Below are 15800 nucleotides of genomic sequence, written 5' to 3' on the forward strand. Positions count from 1 at the left end.
GCAACCCCTTACTCTTTGTCAGACGGCGTGTTGTCGAATGACATTTTGTCGGCTGCCATCGGGTCAAACGGGTTTGCATCGTGGCTGCCATGGCTTGCACGGCTTTGCTCGGCACCATGCCACAGACGCTCAAGGTCGTAGAACTGACGGGCGCTGGCGGTCATTACGTGCACGATGATGTCGCCCAGGTCCAACAGAACCCAATCGCTGTCGCCCTTGCCTTCTTCACCCAGTGGCTTGAAGCCCTGAGCCTTGACCTTGTCGCGCACGTTCTCGACCATCGAGGCGATGTGACGGTTAGAGGTACCGGTGGCGATGAGCATGTAATCAGTGATGCTGGTCTTGTCGCGCACGTCGATGGCCAGGATGTCCTGGGCCTTGATGTCTTCCAGTGCAGCCGTTGCCAGCTTGATCAGGATTTCGCTATTTTGCTTCGTCATAAAAAACTCATTCAGCTCGTGTGTATGAGGACCTGAAACGCCATCTAGAGAGGCTGTTTCAAAGGGTCCCCTGAGTGTTCGGCGCATGGTACAGCCCGTGCGCGTCGATATAGGCCAGTACCGCGTCTGGCACCAGAAAACGTACCGACTTCCCGCTGGCCAGCAGTTGGCGGATCTGGGTGGCAGACACCGATAACGGCGTCTGCCAGACGAATGTAATGTGTCCGCCCGGCCCTTTCAGGGCCTTCGGATCGCTGACTGCGCGCCCCGCCAGCAAGTTGCGCATGGCGTCAGGCGACTCGCTGTCGGCGTCCGGGCGTTGCAGCACCACGATATGGCAGTGCTCCAGCAGTTCTTCCCAGCGATGCCAGGTCGGTAGCCCGCAAAAGGCATCCCAACCCAATAACAGGAATAACTGGTCATCTGCGGCCAACTCGGCCCGCATCAGTTCCAGGGTGTCGATGGTGTACGACGGTTTGTCCCGTTGCAGCTCACGGTCATCCACCGTCAAAGGTGGCACACCGGCCACCGCGCACTTGACCATCGCCAGACGGTGCTGCGCACTGACGCTTGGCATGTCGCGATGAGGCGGCCTGGCACTGGGTGTCAGGCGTAACTCATCAAGCCCCAGCAGCTCGGCGACTTCCAGCGCACTGCGCAAATGGCCGATGTGCACGGGGTCGAACGTGCCGCCCAGCATACCGATACGTCTGGGCAGGCCTGGCGTCTGTTGCACCTGCGCAGCGGGTTTTTCGGGATCGGCCAAGTCAGGCAGGCTCCTGGCCACGCAACTGACCATCGCCGACCACGATGTACTTCTCGCAGGTCAAACCTTCCAGACCGACCGGACCGCGGGCGTGCAGCTTATCAGTAGAAATGCCGATCTCCGCACCCAATCCGTATTCAAAGCCATCAGCGAAGCAGGTCGGGGCGTTGATCATCACCGAACTGGAGTCTACTTCGGCCAGGAAACGCCGAGCCTGGCCCTGATGATCAGTGACGATGGCATCGGTATGGTGCGACCCATAGCGGTTGATATGTTCGATGGCCTGATCCAGATCCGCCACCACAAGGATCGACAAAATCGGCGCAAGGTATTCGGTGTTCCAGTCTTCTTCAGTCGCTGGCAGGGCGTCAATCAGCTCGCGGGTGCGTTCGCAACCGCGCAACTCGACACCTTTTTCGCGGAACTGTGCGGCCATTGGCGGCAAAAACTCGGCAGCGACAGCCTGATCCACCAGCAAGGTTTCCATCGCACCGCAGATGCCGTAACGGTAGGTCTTGGCGTTGAAACTGATGCGCTGAGCCTTGGACAGATCGGCGTGAGCACTGACATAAACGTGGCAGATGCCGTCCAGATGCTTGATCACCGGCACCCGCGCATCGCGACTGACTCGTTCGATCAGGCCTTTGCCGCCGCGCGGAACGATCACGTCGACGTACTCGGGCATGGTGATCAGCGCGCCAACTGCCGCGCGATCCGTCACTTCAACCACTTGCACCACGGCTGCTGGCAAATTGGCGACCGCCAGGCCGCGCTGAATGCAGGCGGCGATGGCACGGTTGGAATGAATGGCTTCAGACCCACCGCGCAGAATCGTGGCGTTACCCGATTTCAGGCACAGGCTCGCGGCATCGATCGTCACATTCGGACGCGACTCGTAAATAATCCCCACCACACCCAGCGGCACACGCATCTTGCCGACCTGAATACCCGACGGCCGATAGCTCATGTCGCGAATCGCGCCAATCGGGTCCGGCAGGCTGATCACCTGACGCAAACCTTCGATCATGCTGTCGATGCGTGCTGGCGTCAGGGTCAAACGCTCAAGCATGTATGGCGACAGGCCGTTGGCCCGACCGGCGGTCAGGTCCAGCTCATTGGCGGCAGACAATTCGGCGCGAGCGTCATCGAGAGCGTCAGCGGTGGCTTGCAAGGCGCGGTTTTTCTGCGCGGTGCTGGCGCGGCCGATCACGCGCGAAGCTTCGCGGGCGGCGCGACCCAAACGGGTCATGTAGTCAAGAACGGACTCAGTCATGGTCTCAGAGGTCTTGGCAGAGAGGAAAGCGGCCGATTATAGCTGTCGGGCCCGAGTAACGACAGCGGTGACAGGCGGATGGTCGATAACCCCCGCAAACTCGGAATAAAAAGCCCTCTGGAACACCCCATATTTCAATCCGGAGCCCAACACACCGTCATTCAGCTTTGATTAAGACAGTTGTTGTTATCATCGCCGCCCTGATTGCCATTCGACGACCGAAAGCACCGATGCCCAACCCCCTGCCGGACTCGTTTTTCAACCGCGATGCGCAAGTCCTCGCCCGGGCGTTGCTGGGCAAGGTGATTCGTCATCGCGTAGGGAGCGGCCAGGATTCGTTATGGCTGTCGGCGCGGATCATCGAGACGGAAGCCTACTACTGTGCAGAAAAAGGCAGCCACGCGTCCTTGGGTTACACCGAAAAACGCAAGGCGCTGTTTCTCGAGGGCGGGCACATCTATATGTACTATGCCCGCGGGGGTGATTCGCTGAACTTCAGCGCCGAAGGGCCCGGCAACGCTGTGCTGATCAAGTCCGCGTATCCGTGGGTCGACGAACTTTCCGACGGCAACAGCCTCGCGCACATGCTCTTGAACAACCCTGATGCCAAGGGCGCGCTGCGTCCGCCCGAGCGCCTGTGTGCCGGTCAAACCCTCCTGTGCAAGGCGCTGGGGCTCAAAGTCCCGACGTGGGACGCCAAACGCTTCGACCTTGAGCACCTGTTCGTCGATGATGTCGGTGCCGAGCCCAAGCAGATTATCCAGACCACACGACTGGGCATCCCCGAGGGCCGCGACGGGCACCTGATGTACCGTTTCGTCGACGCCACCTACGCCCGGTATTGCACGCGGAACCCGCTGCGACGCGGCCAGGTCGAAGGCCACGATTACTTTTTACTCAAGCAAGGAAACTGAGACATGGGCCCATGGCTCGATGGCATTACCGGCTGGCTGAGCGCAAACCCTTCGTGGCTGGGTGTGGCGATTTTTTTGGTGGCGTTCCTCGAATGCGTGGCCATCGCCGGGATCATTGTGCCGGGCACCGTGCTTCTGTTCACTGTCGCGGTACTGGCTGGCAGTGGCGCCTTGTCATTGGGTGAAACACTTTTACTGGGCTTTTGTGGCGGCTTGCTGGGTGACGGTCTGTCGTATTTCGTCGGCAGGCGCTTTCACCAGAACATCCGCCGCCTGCCAGGGCTGCGTCATCACCCGGAATGGATCGGCGGTGCGGAGCTCTATTTCCAGCGCTACGGCATCGCCAGCCTGCTGGTCGGACGCTTTATCGGGCCACTGCGACCCATGTTGCCCATGGTCGCAGGCATGTTCGACATGCCTTTCCCGCGCTTTGCGGCTGTCAGCGTGATCGCGGCCGCCGGCTGGTCCCTCGCGTACCTGCTGCCGGGCTGGGCCACCGGCGCGGCGATGCGCTTGCCGCTGCCCGAGGGCTTCTGGTCACAGGCCGGGATGATCGGTGGTGGGTTGGCGGTGTTGCTCGGCGTCAGTATCCATAGCAGCTTTGGCGGGAAGCGGTATGCAACCCCGCTGATCGCCGTGTTGAGCCTTGTCATGCTGGCCGGGGTATTTTTCGGCTGGCCCTACCTGACGCACTTCGATCAGGGCTTGATGACACTGGTGCAGGAGCATCGCAGCGAAGCGGCTAATCAGTTTGTGGTGATGATCACCCGGCTCGGCGACTTCAAAACCCAGGTGGCCGTCGTCACCCTGTTGCTGGTGCTGTTGTTGGCAACCCGGCAATGGAAACAGGCGATATTTGCTGGCGCAGTGACCGTAGGCTCGGCACTGGCCAATACCGGAATGAAATGGTTCTTCGCCCGCACGCGTCCCGACGTACTGATCGACCCGCTCACTACTTACAGCATGCCCAGCGGGCACAGCTCGGGGTCATTCGCGCTGTTTATGGCGTTGGCGATACTGGCGGGACGCGGTCAGCCGGTGCGTTTGCGCCTGACCTGGTTATTGCTGGGCGGTATTCCGGCGCTGTCGATTGCCATGTCGCGGGTTTATCTGGGGGTGCATTGGCCAACTGATGTGCTGGCCGGGGCCCTGCTCGCGTTCTGCCTCTGCGCCGCCAGCCTGTTCTTCATCCAGCGTAAAACGCCGCTTGAGCCCATGCCGGTGCGGGTGTGGTGGCTGATCCTGCCAGCGCTGGTCGCCTTATACGGCTTCTTCGCCCTGCATTCACTGTCCCACGCGGCGCTGCGTTATCAGTACCTGTCCCCCACCGGGGCGATTAACTAACCCGTCAGGCCTGCAACTCGCCCTGCATTTCATCGAGCAGGTCCTGAATCGCGTCCAGGCGCTCCTGAGCATCGCTGAGTTCCAGCAACTCGACCTTGTCTTCTTCGGTGAAGGGCAGCAGATAGGCCAGCTGATTGGCCAGCGATTGCTGGCCGCTGGCCGTTACGCCCATGTTCAGCGCGGCAACCATCGGGTGCTCGGCCAAGGCGGCAAGCAAGGCCACCAGATCGGCGTCTGCTTCCTGCAACGGGCGCTCTGGCAGCTCATCCAGCCACTCAACGTCAGCCAGAATCAGCTGATCGCGCTGCACCTCGGTACTGACCACGCGGAAACGTCGTCCACCTTCCACGCGAATCCCCAGCAAGCCGTTGTCCTGCTGCTGAAAGTCCCGCACCAACGCTTCGCAACCCACCAGCGCATAGCCCTCTGGCGCCTGCCCGACCTCTTCGCCGTCAAGAATGCACACCACGCCAAAGCCTTCGCCCTGCCTCATCACGCGACCAACCATGTCCAGATAGCGTGCCTCGAACAGCTGTAAATCGAGCATGCACCCCGGGAACAGCACTGCGTTGAGCGGAAATAATGGCAACATCATGGAAGCCTCCTTAAACGACCAGCGTAACGGCCAATGGCAAGAATACCGCCGTGCCGACGCCCATCAAACTCATTGCCAGCGCGGCGAACGCACCGCACTCCTCACTTTCCTGCAACGCCACCGAGGTGCCTACGGCATGGGCGGCCAAACCGAGGGCCATACCGCGCGCAGCCTGATTCTCCACCCCTATAAGAGACAGCAGACCGGGGCCAAAAATCGCACCGATCACCCCGGTAATCAACACGAACACCGCCGCAAGTGGCGCGACGCCACCAATCTGTTCGGCCACCAACATGGCAATCGGCGACGTCACTGATTTGGGCGCCATGGTCATCAGGATCATGTGATCGGCACCGAACAGCCAGCCCAGCGTCACGCCCAGGGATGTCGCCAGCACTCCGCCCACGATGAGCGTAGTAAAGGTCGGCCAGAACAGTTGGCGAATACGTCGCAGGTTCAGATAGAGCGGCACCGCCAGCGCAACCGTCGCAGGCCCCAACAAAATACTGAGGATTTCCGTGCTTTTACGGTACTCGGCATAGTTCAGGCCGCAGCTGACCAGAATGCCGACCACCAGCAACATCGAGATAAGCACCGGCTGCAAAAATATCCAGCGGGTTTTTTCGTAAGCGGCCAGCATCAACTGGTACGCCCCCAGCGTAATCGCAATGCCAAACAGCGGATGATGGATCACCGCGTTCCAGGCGCCATTCCAATCCATGCTCATGAGGACTCCCCGCGTCGCGACTGGCGCAGAACCAGCTTCTGCATCAGCCAGCCGACGAACGCCAGGGACAGCAACAACGACAGGACCAACGATCCGACAATGGCCCAGAAATCGGCAGCAATCTCGGCAGCGTAGACCATCACCCCCACGGCGGGCGGCACCAACAGCAGCGGCAGATAACGCAACAAGCTGCTGGCGGCCAGACTCAATGGCTCACTGACTTCGCCACGCGTCATCAGAAAAATCAGTAACAACACCAGGCCAATAATCGGCCCAGGCAGTATCGGCAAAAACAGGTGATTGAGCGCTGTGCCCACCAATTGGAACAACACCAGCCATGTCAGACCCCGTAGCAACATAAGAAACTCCAGCAAATTCGCGCCGCCATTATAGGCACGCTGTCGTGATGGCTGATAAATCAGCATTCGCCAAAGGCATACATCCTTGACCATCCCTAAAGCCCGTGCTGATCTTAAGCCTTGGCACGGTGAAAAATCCGACGCCCAAAAACACTGAACACGACAGCCATGCCTACAAAAAACCGATGACAACAAGGAGAGTATCTATGCCCTTTGTACCCGTTGCAGAGTTGAAGAACTATGAAGGCAAGGAACTGGGATGTTCCGAGTGGTTCACCATCGACCAAGAGCGCATCAACGTGTTTGCCGAAGCCACCGGCGACTTCCAGTTCATCCATGTCGATCCTGAAAAAGCGGCGAAAACCCCCTTCGGCAGTACCATCGCCCACGGTTTTCTGTCGTTATCGCTGATCCCGAAGTTGATGGAAGACCTGCTCGTAGTGCCCGAAGGGCTGAAAATGGTGGTCAACTATGGCCTGGACAGCGTGCGTTTTATCCAGCCGGTAAAAGTGAACTCACGGGTTCGTCTCAACGTAACCATGACTCAAGTCACCGAAAAGAAACCCGGCCAATGGCTGCTCAAAGCCACGGCAACCCTCGAAATAGAGGGCCAGGACAAGCCAGCCTTCGTCGCTGAACCCCTGTCGTTGTGCTTCGTGTAAGACCACTAAAAAGCGAAACAGCTGTTACCGGCTGTTTCGTTGCCTCTATAAAGCAACCACATAGCTGCGTCATACTGCTCGCGGCTGTGTGAAAGCGACTGTTCAGGGACGTCTTAAACACGCTTGGATTTTTATCTTCAGGATCGACCATGCGCGCGTTCGCCCCTCTTGCCCCTCTGGCACTCATTCTTTTACTCGCGGCTTGCGGCGAGGGCGAACCACTGTCGCCCCCAGACGCACGTCTGCCCGATGGCGGTCGTTACCGCGGCGATGTCGTCAATGGCCTGTTGCAAGGCCAGGGCCGGGTCGACTACCCCAACGGCAGTTGGTATGCCGGTCAGTTCCAGAATGGCCAGTGGCATGGCGCCGGCGAATGGCACGCCAGCAACGGCGACGTCTATCGCGGCCAATTCCAGAACGGTCTGTTTCACGGCTTCGGCACGTTGACCACCAGCACCGGCAGTTATGTCGGCGGCTTCAAGCTGGGCCGACGCGAGGGTGAAGGCACGCTCAAAGAGCCAGGCATGGCCTATCGGGGCGAATTCAAGGCTGACCAATACGACGGCCTCGGCCACCTCGAGCTTGATGACGGCAGCCAATATCAAGGCCTGTTCGCCCACGGCAAACCCAATGGCGAAGGCCAGCGCAGCGACGCCAGTGGCAATCAATTCAGCGGCAAATTTGTCAACGGTCAGCTGGAAGGCAACGGCAGCTTCAACAGCGCCGAGGGTGATCAATACGTCGGCGGCTTCAGCAACAACCAACTGCAAGGCAAAGGCCGCTACGAAAACAGCGACGGCGATGTCTGGATCGGGCAGTTCAAAGACGGCGCGCTCAACGGAAAGGGCGAACTGATCGGTGCCGATGGCAGCCATTACCAGGGTCAGTTCAGCAACTGGCGCTTCAACGGCGAGGGTTTTCTGTACCTGGTCGATGGCAGCACCTATCAAGGTCCGTTCGCCGACGACACCTATCAAGGCAAGGGCACCTTGACCCTGGCGGACGGCAGCGTTCAAAGCGGCACCTGGGTCAACGGTCAGCGTGTGCGTGACGCGCAAGGCAACCTGTTGCCCGATGCACTTGAGGTCGGCTTACTCGCCCAAGGCCCGCTGCTGGAAAAAGCCCTGGCCGCAGTGCCCGCCTCCACTTCCGCTGTCGAGTTGTACAGCCTGGTGGTGGGCGGTGACGGCAAGCAGAGCGTATTCATGCGCGAAGCGGATTACGTGAACAACCTGCTGGCCACGCGCTTTGGCGCCTACGGGCAGATCAGCCTGGTCAATCATCGCGACCACATGAACGACCGGGCGCTGGCGACCCGCGAAAGTATCAGCCGCGCGGTGCAGACCCTGGCGCAACGCAGCGGGCCGGAAGATCTGGTGTTCATCTACCTGACCAGCCACGGCACTCAAGAACATGAGCTAGTTCTTGATCAACCACGCATGGAACTGGCCGACCTGCCCGCCGATGAGCTGGCCGTCGTCCTCGCCCCGTTAAAAGGCCGCGACAAAATCATCGTGATTTCCGCCTGCTATTCCGGTGGTTTCATTCCGGCACTCAAAGACGAAAAAACCGTGGTGATCACCGCCTCGCGTGCGGACCGAGTGTCTTTCGGCTGCTCGGAAGAGGTCGACTTCACTTACTTTGGTGAAGCCATGTTCGCCAAAGCGCTGGTTGAAACAGACAACCTGCAACAAGCGTTCAACGATGCCAAATCGTACGTCGCAGCCCGCGAAATAACCGAAAGCTTCGAGGCATCCGAGCCGCAGATATGGGCGCCCAAGGGCGTCATCGCGCACTGGCAGCAGTTGCGCAAGAACCAGGCGCAGAGGGCCCTCACTACATCTTTGAGCAGCAAGGAAGCGAAGACCACGGGCAACCGCTAGACTGCCTTGTAGAATAAAAGGGAGAAACAGCATGTATTTGACGCCCCAACACATCTTGCTTGCTGGAGCCACCGGTCTGACCGGCGAACATTTACTTGATCGTTTACTCAACGAACCCACCGTCAGCCGCGTGCTGGCACCGACCCGTAAACCCCTGAGCAAGCACCCTCGCCTGGAAAATCCGGTGGGTGAACTCAATGCACTGCTGCCAACGTTGAGCGGGCGGGTCGACATCGCCTTTTGCTGCCTGGGCACCACGATCAAGCAGGCTGGCTCGCAGGAAGCGTTTCGCGCGGTTGATCTGGATCTGGTGGCGGCCTTCGGCAAGCGCGCTCGCGAACTCGGGGCACGGCATCTGGTGGTCATCAGCGCGGTCACCGCCGACCCAAAATCAAGCATCTTCTACAGCCGGGTCAAGGGCGAAATGGAGCAAGCGCTCAAAGCCCAGGACTGGCCGCAACTGACCATCGTCCGTCCCTCGTTATTGATCGGCAGCCGTAACGAGCAGCGCCTGGCCGAACAAATAGCAGGTCCCTTGGCCAAATTGATTCCCGGCAAATATCGCGGCATCGAAGCCTGCTGCCTCGCCCGGGCCCTGTGGCGCCTGGCGCTGGAAGAACAGGACGGGGTGCGGATCGTCGAAGCCGAAGAGTTGAACAAGCTGGGCAAGTGAACCCGACAGCACGCCAGATTCAGCCGTCTACAAGCCGCCGGTCGCCTGAAACCCCACACCCAACACGGTCAGCAGCGACAACGGTAAAAGCAGGGTGTCGAGCAAAGCGCTGGCGGGCAGGTCCACGCCTGGATAGCTCGGCGCCTCGGCACCAAAACGATCCATCTCGCAGCAACCACCCTGCATCGCATACCAATCCAGACGCGTACCCGAATACACAACGGGGGCCCCAGGTTTGGCGGCATCCAGCGTTCTGGCCGTGGCACACCCCGTCAGCTGTAGCACCAACAGGGTCAACAGCAGGCGCTTATTCATCGGCACTCAGGTGGTGCTCGCCCCAGCGCGGCAACATGTCTTGAGGGATATTCAGCACATTGAGAATCCGTGCGACCACAAAGTCGATCAGGTCATCAATGGTTTGCGGCTGATGATAGAAGCCCGGTGACGCCGGCAGAATCACCACACCCATGTTCGACAGTTTGAGCATGTTCTCCAGATGGATACTGGAAAACGGTGCCTCGCGCGGCACCAGAATCAATTGGCGGCGCTCCTTCAACGTCACGTCCGCCGCACGCTCGATCAGGTTGTTGCAGGCCCCGGTCGCAATCGCCGACAAGGTGCCCGTGGAACAGGGCACCACCACCATCGCGCTGGGCGAACCCGAGCCGGAGGCCACGGGCGACATCCAGTCTTCCTTGCCATACACCCGAATTTGCCCCGCCGCGGCGCCGGTGTATTCAGTCAGGAACGCTTGCATCATCAGGGTTTTCGGCGGCAGCGAGACATCGGTCTCGGTGGCCAACACTAACTGGGCCGCCTTGGAAATCAGGAAGTGCACTTCCCGGTCTTCACGCACCAGACAGTCGAGGAGGCGCAACCCGTACTGCGCGCCAGACGCGCCAGTCATCGCCAGGGTGACGCGTTCCGGACCGCTCATTTCAGCGCCTCAGCCAACTTGCCGTGCAGGCCGCCGAATCCGCCGTTACTCATGATGACAACCTGCGTACCCGATTTAGCCAGGCTTTTCACTTGGGCGATGATCGCCTCAAGGGAGTCGCAGACCACCGACGGCACCGTGCACAATGCTGTAGTGGCAGCCAGGTCCCAGCCCAGATTGGCCGGCGCGTACCAGATCGCCTGATCGGCCTGACGCACACTTTCCGGCAAGCCGTCGCGGTGGGCGCCGAGCTTCATGGAATTGGAACGCGGTTCGATGATCGCAATCACCGGCGCGTCGCCAACGTGTTTGCGCAACCCGTCGAGGGTGGTGGCAATAGCCGTCGGATGATGAGCAAAGTCATCATAAATAGTGATGCCGTTGACCTCGGCGACCTTTTCCATGCGGCGCTTGACGCTTTTGAACACGCCCAGCGCTTCGATCCCCTGCTTCGGCACGACCCCGACATGCCGTGCGGCCGCCAGAGTGGCCAAGGCATTGGCCACGTTGTGCTGACCGGTCATGTCCCACTCGACCACGCCCTGAACTGCGCCTTCAAAGATCACTTCGAAACGCGAGCCGTCGTCGCTGAGCAGGCGCGCCTGCCATTGACCGCCTTCGCCAGTGGTTTGCACCGGCGTCCAGCAGCCCATTTGAATCACTCGCTGCAACGCCGGCTCAGTGGTCGGATGGATCACCAGGCCTTCGCTTGGGATAGTCCGCACCAAGTGGTGGAACTGCCGCTCGATGGCTGGCAGATCGGGGAAGATGTCGGCGTGATCGAACTCCAGGTTGTTCAGAATCGCAGTACGCGGACGGTAGTGGACGAATTTTGAGCGTTTGTCGAAAAAGGCGCTGTCGTATTCGTCAGCCTCGACGACAAAAAACGGGGTCTCGCCCACACGCGCCGACACGGCAAAATTCTGTGGCACGCCGCCGATCAAGAAACCGGGGCTCATTCCAGCATGTTCCAGCACCCAGGCAAGCATGCTGCTGGTCGTGGTCTTACCGTGCGTACCCGCGACGGCCAACACCCAACGCCCTTGCAGCACGTGATCGGCCAGCCATTGCGGGCCGGAAACATAAGGCAGGCCTTTGTTCAATACATACTCTACCGCCGGGTTGCCTCGCGACAGCGCGTTGCCAATGACCACCAGATCCGGTGCCGGATCAAGCTGTGCGGCGTCGTAGCCTTGGGTCAGCTCAATGCCCTGCGCCTGCAACTGCGTGCTCATCGGCGGGTAGACATTGGCGTCCGAACCGGTAACCCGATGGCCCAGTTCTTTGGCGAGTACCGCCAGCGAACCCATGAAAGTACCGCAAATACCGAGAATATGAATATGCATGATCGACCTCGTAAACTATGGGCGCAGGTTAGCGTAGAGGGCGACAAATCACACCTCGAGTTTAAATGCGAAGTCGATTCAGAAAGATAGCGTTAAGCCATTCGCGAACGCGCGATCCCGTGCTTGCGCAATTTCCGGTACAGCGTATTTCGGCTGACCCCCAGCTGTTCGGCAGTGTGGGTCATGTGCCAGCGCTGGGCGTCCAGGGCTGACAGCAGGGCGATACGCTCGGCGTCGTCCAGCGGGTGTTCGCCCACCAGTGCAAGGGCCGGCGCGGATGCGCTTTGTCGAATGGCGTGCGGCAATTCATCGAAGCCAATGTGCTGGTCATCGCACAACGCAGCCAAGGTGCGCAGGACGTTGCGCAATTGCCGCAGGTTGCCCGGCCAGGCGAAGTCCAGCAGCGCCTGGCGGGCGTCCGCGTCGAGGATCACGGGCTGGCCGCCCGCCTCTTCTTCCAGGAGAAAATCCAGCAACTGCGATTTGTCGCTGCGCTCGCGCAACGGCGGTAACCCGATCTCCAGGCCGTTCAAGCGGTAATAAAGATCTTCGCGGAAGCTGCCATCAGCCACGCGTTCCAGCAAGTGGCGGTGAGTCGCGCTGATGATCCGCACATTCACCGCTTGCGGCTCACCCCCCAAGGGCACCACCAAGCGGTCTTCCAGCACCCGCAACAACCGGGTTTGCAGCGCCAGCGGCATGTCGCCGATTTCATCGAGAAACAACGTGCCGCCATCGGCCTGTTGCAGCTTGCCGCGCATGCCTTCCTTGCGCGCACCGGTAAAGCTGCCACCGCGATAGCCGAACAGTTCACTTTCGATCAGGCTTTCGGGAATCGCCGCACAATTGAGCGCGATGAACGGTTTGTCGCAGCGCACGCTGGCTTGATGCACCGCCTTGGCGAACGCTTCTTTGCCGGAACCTGTTTCACCGTTGATCAGCAAAGGCACATCGCGCTCGAAAACCCGCAGGGCGCGACGGAAATCATTCTGCAGCGCGGCATCGCCCAGGCAGATCCCACTCAAGCGCGGTGCCGCACTCGTCAGGCTGACCGGCAAGGCTGTCGGCACGCTATGCGGTCGACCGCGCAGCCGTGCGAACAAACGTCGGCCTTCGCGGGTACGTAACGGCCAACTGGCGCTGGCCTCAACGCTGGCACGGCCAAGCAGCTCATCCAGCGAGCAATCGAACAAGGTCTCGACTGATTGCCCGAGCAAACCGCCGCGCCCGAGGCCCAGCAGGTTCAAGGCACTCTGATTGACCGCACTGACCCGCCCCTCATCATCGAACGCCAGCAAACCCTCGCTGAACAAACCGGCGGACTCGACCTGCACGTGAAAACGCAACAGCCACTGATTGTCGAAGTGGCGCAGGAAATAGCAGCTCTCGATCATCTTTGCCGACAGATTGACCAGCGCCATGGTGTGGAACTGGCTTTGCCGGGACACATCATGGCGTGCCGACGAGACATCCAGCACTGCCAGCAAGTCGCCATGAGGGTCGAAAACCGGACTGGCCGAGCAGGTCAGCCCGGTGTGGCGTCCGCGAAAATGCTCCTCTTGGTGAATAGTCAGGGACTGGCGCTCGACCAGGCAGGTGCCGATGCCGTTAGTGCCTTCACAGGCTTCGCTCCAGTCCGCACCCAACCAGAGCCCGGCGCGTTCGAAAATCTTGCGTTCAGTGGGGGCAGTCACGCAGTTGAGGATCACCCCGCGCGCATCGGTCAATAAGACGGCATGCCCGGCACCCGACAACTGCTGATGCAGGCTGGTCATTTCGCCACCAGCAATGCTCAGCACTTGCTGCATGCGCTCACGGCTTTCCAGCAAACGGTCGTGTTCGAGGACAGTCGGCGCGATGGCCAGTGCGGGGTCGAGATGATAGTCCTCAAGACAACGCAACCAGGACCGCGCAATGGAAGGATCGCTGCCCGGCCCGCGCAAATGCGCTTTGCCTTGGGTGACCGTCAGCACTTGTCGAGCGTGCCGTGTCAGGTGATTGCTGTGCACTTTTTATTATTCTCCTTTTTGCGGCGCTTTTGCGGAGGTGCAGCCCAGCATCCTCCTCGCGACACGGCATTGCAATGTCGGCCAAACCGATGAATCACGCGCTGTACCGATAGCGGTACAAAGTGTCACATCCGCCGTATCGGATACGTGACAACACTGGCGTTTCGCCCTCACGAAAACCGCCAAAAGCCTTATAAACCGTGCCGTACAGGGCGCTGGCCCGACCTTTGCTCTACGCTTAAGGTAAGCGCTACAGCGCGTCTTCCCCTATAACCACAAAAGTCAGGAGACACTCACCATGCGTTACGCCCATCCCGGTACTGAAGGCTCTATCGTCACCTTCAAAAACCGTTACGGTAACTACATCGGTGGCGAGTTTGTGCCGCCGGTCAAAGGCCAATATTTCGAAAACACGTCGCCGATCACCGGCAAGCTGATCGCAGAATTTCCGCGTTCCAGCGCCGAAGACATTGAAAAAGCGCTGGATGCCGCCCATGCCGCTGCCGATGCATGGGGCGCAACCTCGGTGCAGGCGCGTTCGCTGGTGCTGCTGAAGATCGCCGACCGCATCGAAGCAAACCTGGAACTGTTGGCCGTCACTGAAACCTGGGACAACGGCAAAGCCGTTCGTGAAACCCTGAATGCCGATATCCCGCTGGCCGCCGACCACTTCCGCTACTTCGCGGGCTGCTTGCGTGCTCAGGAAGGCAGCGCTGCCGAAATCGACGGCAACACCGTGGCTTATCACATCCATGAGCCGCTGGGCGTGGTCGGGCAAATCATCCCATGGAACTTCCCACTGCTAATGGCGGCCTGGAAACTCGCACCGGCCCTGGCTGCCGGTAACTGCGTGGTGCTCAAACCTGCCGAACAAACCCCACTGGGTATCAGCGTGCTGATGGAGCTGATCGGCGATCTGCTGCCACCCGGCGTATTGAACGTGGTGCAGGGTTATGGCCGCGAAGCTGGCGAAGCATTGGCCAGCAGCAAACGTATCGCCAAGATTGCCTTTACCGGCTCGACGCCCGTGGGCTCGCACATCATGAAACTGGCGGCGGAAAACATCATTCCGTCCACCGTGGAACTGGGCGGCAAGTCGCCGAACATCTTCTTCGAAGACATCATGCAAGCCGAACCCGAGTTCATCGACAAAGCTGCCGAAGGACTGGTGCTGGCGTTCTTCAATCAGGGCGAAGTCTGCACTTGCCCGTCGCGGGCACTGGTGCAAGAGTCGATTTACCCGGAATTCATCAAAGCCGTGATGAAAAAGGTCGGGCAGATCAAACGTGGCGACCCGCTGGATACCGACTGCATGGTCGGTGCTCAGGCGTCGGAGCAGCAATTTGACAAGATCCTCTCGTACCTGGAAATCGCCAAGGGCGAAGGTGCCGAGCTGCTGACCGGCGGCCAGGTCGAAAAACTCAGCGGCGACCTGTCCACCGGTTACTACATCCAGCCAACCCTGCTCAAAGGCAATAACCAGATGCGGGTGTTCCAGGAAGAAATCTTCGGACCGGTAGTCAGCATCACCACCTTCAAGGACGAAGCCGAAGCCGTGGCCATCGCCAACGACACCCAGTTCGGCCTGGGCGCCGGTGTATGGACCCGCGACATCAACCGCGCCTACCGTGTCGGCCGCGCCCTCAAGGCTGGCCGCGTGTGGACCAACTGCTATCACCTGTATCCAGCGCACGCAGCGTTCGGCGGCTACAAAAAATCCGGTGTCGGCCGCGAAACCCACAAAGTGGCTCTTGAGCACTATCAACAGACGAAAAACCTGTTGGTGAGCTACGACACCAATCCGCTGGGTTTCTTCTAAACCCTTAGCCTCTCGTCACACCTTCTCCCCAGTCAGTTGCGGCGTGATCCGCA

General features: G+C 59.9%; 16 protein-coding genes. 6 read left to right on the forward strand and 10 right to left on the reverse strand.

What is annotated here, in order from left to right; genetic code table 11:
- Window positions 1-8: 8 nt before the first annotated feature.
- From rsfS to K0F75_RS15180, 3 genes are read right to left on the reverse strand one after another with little or no spacing between them, the layout of a single operon-like run.
- Entirely contained in the window at window positions 9-440 is a 432-nt protein-coding gene (gene rsfS, locus K0F75_RS15170) for a ribosome silencing factor (protein WP_257604395.1), read from the reverse strand.
- Between the two features lie 58 nt (window positions 441-498).
- Entirely contained in the window at window positions 499-1158 is a 660-nt protein-coding gene (gene nadD / locus K0F75_RS15175) for a nicotinate-nucleotide adenylyltransferase (protein WP_219062819.1), read from the reverse strand.
- Between the two features lie 49 nt (window positions 1159-1207).
- Complete coding sequence (locus K0F75_RS15180) at window positions 1208-2479, reverse strand: glutamate-5-semialdehyde dehydrogenase (protein WP_219062687.1); 1272 nt, start codon at window positions 2477-2479, stop codon at window positions 1208-1210.
- A gap of 230 nt (window positions 2480-2709) precedes the next feature.
- Here K0F75_RS15180 and K0F75_RS15185 point away from each other — a divergent pair, with 230 nt between their 5' ends.
- Window positions 2710-3393, forward strand: coding sequence for a DNA-3-methyladenine glycosylase (locus tag K0F75_RS15185; protein WP_219062688.1), 684 nt, complete (start codon window positions 2710-2712; stop codon window positions 3391-3393).
- Between the two features lie 3 nt (window positions 3394-3396).
- Window positions 3397-4737, forward strand: coding sequence for a bifunctional DedA family/phosphatase PAP2 family protein (locus K0F75_RS15190; protein ID WP_219062689.1), 1341 nt, complete (start codon window positions 3397-3399; stop codon window positions 4735-4737).
- 4 nt (window positions 4738-4741) lie between these two features.
- Here the strand turns inward: K0F75_RS15190 and K0F75_RS15195 are convergent, their stop codons facing one another.
- The 3 genes from K0F75_RS15195 to K0F75_RS15205 are packed head-to-tail and all read right to left on the reverse strand — an operon-like array spanning window position 4742 to window position 6418.
- The gene (locus K0F75_RS15195; RefSeq protein ID WP_219062690.1) at window positions 4742-5332 is read right to left on the reverse strand and encodes an LON peptidase substrate-binding domain-containing protein; all 591 of its coding nucleotides are present in this window, start codon (window positions 5330-5332) and stop codon (window positions 4742-4744) included.
- Between the two features lie 10 nt (window positions 5333-5342).
- On the reverse strand, window positions 5343-6059 hold the full coding sequence (locus K0F75_RS15200; RefSeq protein ID WP_374028673.1) for an LrgB family protein: 717 nt from the start codon (window positions 6057-6059) through the stop codon (window positions 5343-5345).
- The gene (locus tag K0F75_RS15205; RefSeq protein WP_219062691.1) at window positions 6056-6418 is read right to left on the reverse strand and encodes a CidA/LrgA family protein; all 363 of its coding nucleotides are present in this window, start codon (window positions 6416-6418) and stop codon (window positions 6056-6058) included. The genes K0F75_RS15200 and K0F75_RS15205 overlap by 4 nt, the downstream gene beginning before the upstream one ends.
- Window positions 6419-6624: 206 nt before the next feature.
- On the opposite strand from K0F75_RS15205, the gene K0F75_RS15210 reads away from it, so the two are divergent.
- From K0F75_RS15210 to K0F75_RS15220, 3 genes are all read left to right on the forward strand, one after another.
- The gene (locus tag K0F75_RS15210) at window positions 6625-7080 is read left to right on the forward strand and encodes a MaoC family dehydratase (protein WP_219062692.1); all 456 of its coding nucleotides are present in this window, start codon (window positions 6625-6627) and stop codon (window positions 7078-7080) included.
- A 149-nt stretch (window positions 7081-7229) separates the two neighbouring features.
- A complete protein-coding gene (locus K0F75_RS15215; RefSeq protein WP_219062693.1) occupies window positions 7230-8963 on the forward strand; it encodes a C13 family peptidase in 1734 nt (577 codons plus the stop codon).
- Window positions 8964-8994: 31 nt separating this feature from the next.
- Window positions 8995-9636 carry an oxidoreductase gene (locus K0F75_RS15220; RefSeq protein WP_219062694.1) on the forward strand — a complete coding sequence of 214 codons (642 nt, stop codon included), beginning with the start codon at window positions 8995-8997 and terminating at the stop codon, window positions 9634-9636.
- A 27-nt stretch (window positions 9637-9663) separates the two neighbouring features.
- Here K0F75_RS15220 and K0F75_RS15225 read toward each other — a convergent pair whose 3' ends face one another.
- From K0F75_RS15225 to K0F75_RS15240, 4 genes are all read right to left on the reverse strand, one after another.
- On the reverse strand, window positions 9664-9951 hold the full coding sequence (locus K0F75_RS15225) for a YceK/YidQ family lipoprotein (RefSeq protein WP_219062695.1): 288 nt from the start codon (window positions 9949-9951) through the stop codon (window positions 9664-9666).
- On the reverse strand, window positions 9944-10573 hold the full coding sequence (gene ubiX / locus K0F75_RS15230; protein ID WP_219062696.1) for a flavin prenyltransferase UbiX: 630 nt from the start codon (window positions 10571-10573) through the stop codon (window positions 9944-9946). The genes K0F75_RS15225 and ubiX overlap by 8 nt, the downstream gene beginning before the upstream one ends.
- On the reverse strand, window positions 10570-11919 hold the full coding sequence (mpl, locus tag K0F75_RS15235; protein ID WP_219062697.1) for a UDP-N-acetylmuramate:L-alanyl-gamma-D-glutamyl-meso-diaminopimelate ligase: 1350 nt from the start codon (window positions 11917-11919) through the stop codon (window positions 10570-10572). Before mpl ends, ubiX begins: the two co-directional genes overlap by 4 nt.
- 92 nt (window positions 11920-12011) lie before the next feature.
- Window positions 12012-13928: a sigma-54-dependent Fis family transcriptional regulator gene (locus K0F75_RS15240; protein WP_219062698.1), complete on the reverse strand. Its 1917-nt coding sequence runs from the start codon at window positions 13926-13928 to the stop codon at window positions 12012-12014.
- A 298-nt stretch (window positions 13929-14226) separates the two neighbouring features.
- Here K0F75_RS15240 and K0F75_RS15245 point away from each other — a divergent pair, with 298 nt between their 5' ends.
- Window positions 14227-15747 (forward strand): aldehyde dehydrogenase family protein, encoded by a 1521-nt coding sequence (locus tag K0F75_RS15245; RefSeq protein WP_219062699.1) that lies wholly within the window; start codon window positions 14227-14229, stop codon window positions 15745-15747.
- The last annotated feature ends 53 nt before the right edge of the window (window positions 15748-15800 follow it).

This window comes from Pseudomonas sp. UMAB-08 (assembly GCF_900095225.1).
Taxonomy (GTDB): Bacteria; Pseudomonadota; Gammaproteobacteria; order Pseudomonadales; family Pseudomonadaceae; genus Aquipseudomonas.

Bases quoted from the DNA above. Each gene is read 5' to 3' on its own strand.
- rsfS (WP_257604395.1), bottom strand. From the start codon at position 440: ATGACGAAGCAAAATAGCGAAATCCTGATCAAGCTGGCAACGGCTGCA.
- K0F75_RS15180 (WP_219062687.1), bottom strand. From the start codon at position 2,479: ATGACTGAGTCCGTTCTTGACTACATGACCCGTTTGGGTCGCGCCGCC.
- K0F75_RS15185 (WP_219062688.1), top strand. From the start codon at position 2,710: ATGCCCAACCCCCTGCCGGACTCGTTTTTCAACCGCGATGCGCAAGTC.
- K0F75_RS15190 (WP_219062689.1), top strand. From the start codon at position 3,397: ATGGGCCCATGGCTCGATGGCATTACCGGCTGGCTGAGCGCAAACCCT.
- K0F75_RS15195 (WP_219062690.1), bottom strand. From the start codon at position 5,332: ATGATGTTGCCATTATTTCCGCTCAACGCAGTGCTGTTCCCGGGGTGC.
- K0F75_RS15200 (WP_374028673.1), bottom strand. From the start codon at position 6,059: ATGAGCATGGATTGGAATGGCGCCTGGAACGCGGTGATCCATCATCCG.
- K0F75_RS15205 (WP_219062691.1), bottom strand. From the start codon at position 6,418: ATGTTGCTACGGGGTCTGACATGGCTGGTGTTGTTCCAATTGGTGGGC.
- K0F75_RS15210 (WP_219062692.1), top strand. From the start codon at position 6,625: ATGCCCTTTGTACCCGTTGCAGAGTTGAAGAACTATGAAGGCAAGGAA.
- K0F75_RS15215 (WP_219062693.1), top strand. From the start codon at position 7,230: ATGCGCGCGTTCGCCCCTCTTGCCCCTCTGGCACTCATTCTTTTACTC.
- K0F75_RS15220 (WP_219062694.1), top strand. From the start codon at position 8,995: ATGTATTTGACGCCCCAACACATCTTGCTTGCTGGAGCCACCGGTCTG.
- K0F75_RS15225 (WP_219062695.1), bottom strand. From the start codon at position 9,951: ATGAATAAGCGCCTGCTGTTGACCCTGTTGGTGCTACAGCTGACGGGG.
- ubiX (WP_219062696.1), bottom strand. From the start codon at position 10,573: ATGAGCGGTCCGGAACGCGTCACCCTGGCGATGACTGGCGCGTCTGGC.
- mpl (WP_219062697.1), bottom strand. From the start codon at position 11,919: ATGCATATTCATATTCTCGGTATTTGCGGTACTTTCATGGGTTCGCTG.
- K0F75_RS15245 (WP_219062699.1), top strand. From the start codon at position 14,227: ATGCGTTACGCCCATCCCGGTACTGAAGGCTCTATCGTCACCTTCAAA.